Source organism: Pseudomonas syringae pv. cilantro (assembly GCF_001293775.1).
GTDB classification, from domain to species: Bacteria; Pseudomonadota; Gammaproteobacteria; order Pseudomonadales; family Pseudomonadaceae; genus Aquipseudomonas; species Aquipseudomonas syringae_P.
The window spans coordinates 200,486-206,961 of sequence record NZ_LGLN01000078.1; the positions used below are offsets into that span (position 1 = coordinate 200,486).

Here is a 6,476-nt window from a genome sequence, read left to right on the forward strand (position 1 = left end):
GAGCCTTATCGACATAGACCCATGACCCGTATTCATAAGTATGCACCTATCGAACATCGAAGCAGGCGATCAGCCTTATACATTTGCCTGAACTAGACTCGGCTGTGGCGGATCTCAGCCTGGCGGATGCCAGGCAGCGCAACATCGCGAGCCCCGGCAGGTCTTCCGCATTTCCGACGTAGTCGCCATCCTTGCTAAAAACACCGATGATGTGCCGCGCATGGGCTGCTGCGGCACTTGGCCCGAGCGGTGTTCGCAGTAGTCTGCAGCACTGAATTGAAAGCCCGGAATGGAATAGCGCCTCTTCGAGCGCATCGAATAACAATGACAGGACAAGGACGATGATTCTGAAAGTGACGAGTATCGCCATGGCGATACTGAGTATTACCCTGCTCTACATGGGCGCGCAGCTGGTGGCGGTCGGAGGTTCTCCCGCGTATTCGATCATAGCCCTCGGGATGTTGGCGACGGCGGTTTTGCTGTTCCTGAGAAAGAAGTCGGCACTGACGCTTTATGCGCTGCTTCTCTGGGGCATTCTGATCTGGATCGTCTACGAAGTCGGATTCGATAAATGGCAGTGGATTCCCCGAGGTGATGTCTTTGCGCTGGTCGGGCTTTGGCTGGCGCTGCCGTGGGTAGTACGCCCGCTTTACCGTGCGCAGGCTGGCGATCAGCAACGCCGCTTTCACCCGTTTCTGGGTGGCACGCTTGGCGTGATACTGGTGATCGTGGTCGCAATGATGGTTTACGATCCTTACCCGCAACACGGACAGATCAGCACCGCCGGTACGTCTCGCAGTGCTGAAACAGCCGGTAACGACTGGGTCGCGTATGGCGGAACCAACACTGGCCAACGCTTTTCCAGCCTCGATCAGATCACGCCGAAAACCGTCGGCAAGCTGTCGGTCGCCTGGGAATACCACACCGGCGACCTGCGTGACGCAGGCAAGGATGCGGGCGAATACACGTTCGAAGCCACTCCGCTGAAGGTCAATGACCGGGTCTATGTCTGTACACCGCACAACGAAGTGCATGCCCTGAACCCGCAAAGCGGCGAACTGGCCTGGAAGTACACGCCGGAGAAAAAACGCTCGTATCTGCAACAGCACCAGACTTGCCGTGGCGTCAGCTACTACGCCGCGTCGAATGGCGCCGCGGGCACGCCAGCGCAATGCGCAAAACGCATCATCACGGCCACCACCGATGCGCGACTGGTCGCGCTGGATGCCGACACTGGCAAACTGTGCAGCGATTTTGGCAGCGCGGGTGTGATCGACCTCAGCGTCAATATGGGCGAAGTTCGTCCGCACGCATTGATGCAGACCTCTGCGCCGCTGATTGCCGGTGATTTGATCGTGATTGGCAGTTCGGCCATGGACAACGGCTACAACGACGGCAATCCGTCCGGCGTAATTCGCGCCTTCAATGTGGTGACCGGGCAACTGATGTGGAACTTCGATTCACACAACCCGCAGGACACCCGGCCCATCGCGGCGGGGCAAACCTACCCGCATGACACGCCGATCGCGTGGGCCACATTGAGCGCCGACGTCAAGAACGGTCTGGTCTACGTACCGTTTGGCAACGCTTCGCCTGACGAGACTGGCACACTGCGAGACCCTGAGAGCAACACCGAGAAATTTCGCGACGCGCTGGCTGCACTGGACCTGAAAACCGGGGCATTGCGCTGGAAATTCCAGACCTCGCACAACGACCTGTGGGATCGCGACAATCCTTCGCAGCCGTCATTGCTCGAACTGGGCAAGGCGGGCAGCCAACAACCGGCAATCCTGGTGCCCACCAAAGTCGGCAATATCTTCGTGCTCAACCGCCTGACCGGCGAGCCGATTGTCCCGGTCGAACAGGTCAAAGTGTCTACCGACGGCGGTGTCGCCGGCGAGCGTTTTGCGCCGAGCCAGCCCGTTTCCCGGCTCAACTTCATCCCGCCAGCGCTGACCGAGACTTCCATGTGGGGCGTCACGCCTTTCGACCAGATGGCCTGCCGGATCACTTACAACAAGCTGCGTTACGACGGCAATCCGTGGACACCTGCCACCGAGAAGGGCTCGCTGGTCTATCCCGGCAATATCGGCGTGTTCAACTGGGGCTCTGTGGCGGTCGATCCGGATCGGCAGATACTCGTCGCCGCACCTGTGCGTCTGGCGTATATCTACAACCTGATCAAGCGTCCTGCGCAGGCCGCAGAGAAACGGCTGTTCACCGAAGAAGGCAAGCCGTACTGGAACGAAAACTTCAAGGGCGACTACGCCATCCGCATTTCAAGGCTTGCGTCCAGCCTCGGCATTCCGTGTACTGCGCCACCGTGGGGCAGCATGGTCGGCGTCGACCTGAACACCGGCAAGACCGAATGGACCCGGCGGGTCGGCAACACCAAAAACCTGAAGACCAGTTTCATGCAGGAGCGTTTTCCAATCGGCTTCCCGATGGGCATGGTCGCCCACGGTGGTCCGTTGCTGACCGCTGGCGGTGTGATCTTTCACGGGGCAACCGCGGACAATTTCTTCCGAGCCTACGACGTCAATACCGGGGAAGTGCTCTGGGAGCATGAATTACCGGCCGGCGGCCAGGCAACGCCTTCAACCTACACCGGCAATGACGGCAAGCAGTACGTGATCATTGCCGCAGGTGGTCACGGATCGTTGGGAACGACATTGGGCGACAGCGTGATTGCGTTCCAGCTGGACTGATCCGGGCACGTCATAAAAGGGGCCATGGACGGCCTCTTTGACGCTCGCTCAGGCGACGGCCAAACGCGTCAATCCCCCGCCATCCAGCGCGCCAGACCATGTCTGCCGCTGACACCGAGCTTCGCCGTTGCCCGCTTCAGGTAGGTTTCCACGGAACTGTTCTTGACGTTCAGCCGCTGCGCCAGTTCGGCCACCGTGCCGCCCGTCAGCAAGCCCAGGCAAACTTCCTGCTCGCGTGCGGACAGGGTAATGGCGTCCTGTGCAAGCCTGCCACTGAAGGCCTGATCCAGAGAACCCGGCTCCGGTTCGACTCGCGCTCCGCGAAGGCAGGCTTGAGCAAGGCTTTGGGCGTGTTGTTCAACCAGTGGCAACAATGTATCGGACAGACTCTTGAGCAATGACAACTCGGTCAGAGAAAACGCCCGCAGGGTGGTCAACCGATAAACGCAGATGATTCGACGCAATTCGCCGTGACTGGAAACCAGACTGCACTGATGCGTAATGCGTTGCGGATGTTGCATGCCCGAAGGCGGCTTGAGCTGGATCAGCAGCGGATCCTGCATGTGCAGAATGCTCGACAGCAGCGGATGGCCGGGTGAATCCGCAGCCATATTGGCGTACTGCAAGCCGGCGCCGCCGAGCAGGTCGATACGGCTGACGCTGCCCTCGCGAAGGTTCAGCATCAATTCACTGAGATCGAGCCCGTGAATCGGCACCAACGAGTGGACCAATTGCAGCATGCGCCCGGCAAATGTGCTGCAACCGATGCTCGAAACCAGGCTCGCCAGTTGCAGATAAAAGCGCGGATCGTCGCTGTATTCAAAGTTTTGCGCCGTGTTCATCTTGACCTTTCCCGATTCCAACCATGCGCAAGGAGGACAGTGGTCAACTCCTTTTCGCGGCGACTGCTGATAACCATTACTCATAAAAATCAATAGGTCACTATTCTTTGGCTATTCAGCCTAAGGATTGCGCCTGCGTCTGTAACGAAAAACAGGGACACGCTCAAACGTCATAGGGAACCAAAACGCCAGTCGTGGGTAGCGACACGCCAGTGTCCGGGTTTAAGGGGCCATACAGTGACAGGAGCACAAGGGCTTAATCCGCGTCTTAACTGCCAGGAAGGACCTTGAGCCATGTACGCCTCCGCCGCCGCACACTTCCCTCTGACCGCCGCCCAGCGCGACGTCTGGCTTGACCAGATCAGCTGTGGTGATTCTCCGCTGTACAACATCGGCGGCTACTTGGATGTTGACGGTCCGCTGGACGCGGCGACCTTGCAGCGTGCGCTCGACCTGTTGGTCGCCAGCCATGAAGGCTTGCGCACTGTATTGCTGCCGGGGGCCGGAGCAGACGGTCTGCCGCTGCAAACCTATGCGACGAACCTGCCCATGCCGCTGACCGTGCATGATTTCAGCGCTCATCAGCAACCGGTGCAGGCGGCTCAGGCTCTGGTTACCGAGCAGATGCGCCGTCCGTATGTCTTCGATGGCAGTCCGTTGCTCGGCTTCAGCCTCATTCGTCTGGCCACGAATCAGTACTGGCTGGCCAGCCAGGCTCATCACCTGATTCTCGATGGCTGGGGTTTCGGGCAAATGCTGCAGTCGCTGGGGGACATCTACTCGGCGCTGATACACGGCGACAGTCCGGTGTTCGACGCCCCACGCTACAGCGACTTTATCGAAGAGGACGCCCGTTACCAGGCGTCCGGGCGCTACAGTCGGGACAAGGACTACTGGCTGGAAAAATACCGCAATCTGCCTGAGCCACTGCTGGTCTCCCGTTATCACAATCGTCGACTGACTGATCCGGCGCCTTCGCACGCCTGGGTGCAGGCGTTGCCTGAAGCCCTGCACGCGCGCATGAAACAGTTCGCCGAGCAGCAAGGCGCTTCGACATTCCATGTACTGCTCGCGGTGTTGCATGTGTACTTCACCCGTACTGAGCAGCGCGAAGAATGGGTCGTCGGCCTGCCGTTGCTGAATCGCACCGGGGCGCGTTTCAAAGCGACGCTGGGGCACTTTGCGCAGGTCAGCGCGGTGCGCATGGCCTTCGCGCAAGGCATGGATTTCGCGACGCTGGTCAGCGAAGTGCGTGATGCGCTCAAGCGCGATTTTCGCCATCAGCGCTTCCCGCTGAGCGAACTGAATCGCACCCTTGGCGTCACGCGGGAGGAACGGGCGCAACTGTTCGAGGTGTCGGTTTCCTATGAGCAGGAAGGTCATGATTACCGCTATGGAGATGCGCAGGCCCGGACAGTAAAAGTATCCAACGGTTACGAAGCCACGCCGCTGGCCATCCACATGCGCAGCAATCTGAACAGCGACGAAGCATCGCTGCACCTGGTTCACCATCGTGCCTGGATCAATGACGCCGAAGCCGAGGCGATTGCCGGGCGTCTGCTGTCGATCCTTGAGCAAGGCCTGGAAAACCCTGCTTTGCAGGTCAACGAATTCGACCTGCTGACCCGTACCGAGCACCTGAACATCCAGCAGTGGAACGCCACCGGCATGGACGCTGGCGATGAGCAACTGATTCACCGGCGCATCGAACAACAGGCACGGTTGCAGCCCGATACGATCGCCGCCGTGCATCTAGGGCAAGCGCTGACCTATGCGCAGCTTGATCGGCAGGCCAATGCGCTGGCTCAGCGTCTTGTCGAATCCGGCGTGCGCCCGGACGACCGCGTCGCCGTGGTGTCACGGCGCAGCCTGCAGACGTTGGTGGGGCTGCTGGCCACGCTCAAGGCGGGTGCCGCGTATGTACCGATCGACCCGTCCCATCCGCGCGAGCGCCTGACTTATCTGCTGACCGACAGCGCACCGGTTGCCGTGCTGACGCTGGCAACGCTGGTCGAGCGCCTGCCGTCATTGACGGTGCCATTGATCGAGCTGGATGACTGCCTCGACGCGCCGGGCAGCGACATCAGCCCGCAGGTGGCGGGCCTGAGCAGCGCCAGTCTGGTGTATGTCATTTACACCTCCGGCTCCACCGGTCAACCGAAGGGCGTGATGGTCGAACACCGCATGCTGGCCAATCTGGTCGACTGGCACTGCGATGCCTTCGCGCTCAAGGCAGGCGGACACACCTCTTGCCTGGCCGGCTTCGGTTTTGACGCCATGGCCTGGGAAGTCTGGCCAACCCTGTGTGCGGGCGCGACCCTGCATCTGGCGCCGGTCCAAGAGGGTGGCGAAGACATCGAAGCCCTTTTGCAATGGTGGCGCGCCCAGCCGCTGGACGTCAGTTTCCTTCCGACCCCGGTGGCCGAATACGCATTCAGTCAGGCCGACGATCATCCGACCTTGCGCACTCTGCTGATCGGCGGCGACCGCCTTCGCCAGTTCGCCCATAACCGCCGTTACGCGGTGGTCAACAATTACGGGCCGACCGAAACCACCGTGGTCGCGACCTCCGGCCAGGTGCTGGTCAACGGCTCGCTGCACATCGGCGGCCCGGTCGCCAATACCCGGGTTTACGTGCTGGATGAGCATTTGCGACCCATGCCGGTGGGCATCAGCGGCGAACTGTATATCGGCGGTTCGGGCGTCGCCCGTGGCTATCTGAACCAGCCGCAACTGATCGAAGAACGTTTCATCGCCGACCCGTTCAGCGACCAGCCTCAGGCGCGCATGTACCGCAGCGGCGATCTGGTGCGCTGGAATGCCGACGGCATGCTGGATTATCTGTATGCGCGCCACGAACCCCACCTAGCAAAAAATGAGTATCTGATTTAGCGAGGCATCTCTGGCGAGCAATTCCAAGGCAACA

The 6,476-nt window shown here is 60.3% G+C and carries 2 protein-coding genes and 1 pseudogene; 2 read left to right on the forward strand and 1 reads right to left on the reverse strand.

Annotated elements, in window-relative coordinates; genetic code table 11:
- Positions 1-341: 341 nt before the first annotated feature.
- Entirely contained in the window at positions 342-2,708 is a 2,367-nt protein-coding gene (locus ABJ99_RS22410; RefSeq protein WP_054087671.1) for a membrane-bound PQQ-dependent dehydrogenase, glucose/quinate/shikimate family, read from the forward strand.
- 68 nt (positions 2,709-2,776) lie between these two features.
- On the opposite strand, the gene ABJ99_RS22415 is transcribed toward ABJ99_RS22410, so the two are convergent.
- Positions 2,777-3,550 (reverse strand): helix-turn-helix transcriptional regulator, encoded by a 774-nt coding sequence (locus ABJ99_RS22415; protein WP_054087672.1) that lies wholly within the window; start codon positions 3,548-3,550, stop codon positions 2,777-2,779.
- 294 nt (positions 3,551-3,844) lie between these two features.
- On the opposite strand from ABJ99_RS22415, the pseudogene ABJ99_RS22420 reads away from it, so the two are divergent.
- Positions 3,845-6,394, forward strand: a pseudogene (locus tag ABJ99_RS22420) (non-ribosomal peptide synthetase); the annotation flags it as partial.
- Positions 6,395-6,476 lie beyond the last annotated feature (82 nt).

Excerpts from the sequence above, each read along its gene's own strand:
- ABJ99_RS22410 (WP_054087671.1), top strand. The coding sequence starts at position 342 with ATGATTCTGAAAGTGACGAGTATCGCCATGGCGATACTGAGTATTACC.
- ABJ99_RS22415 (WP_054087672.1), bottom strand. The coding sequence starts at position 3,550 with ATGAACACGGCGCAAAACTTTGAATACAGCGACGATCCGCGCTTTTAT.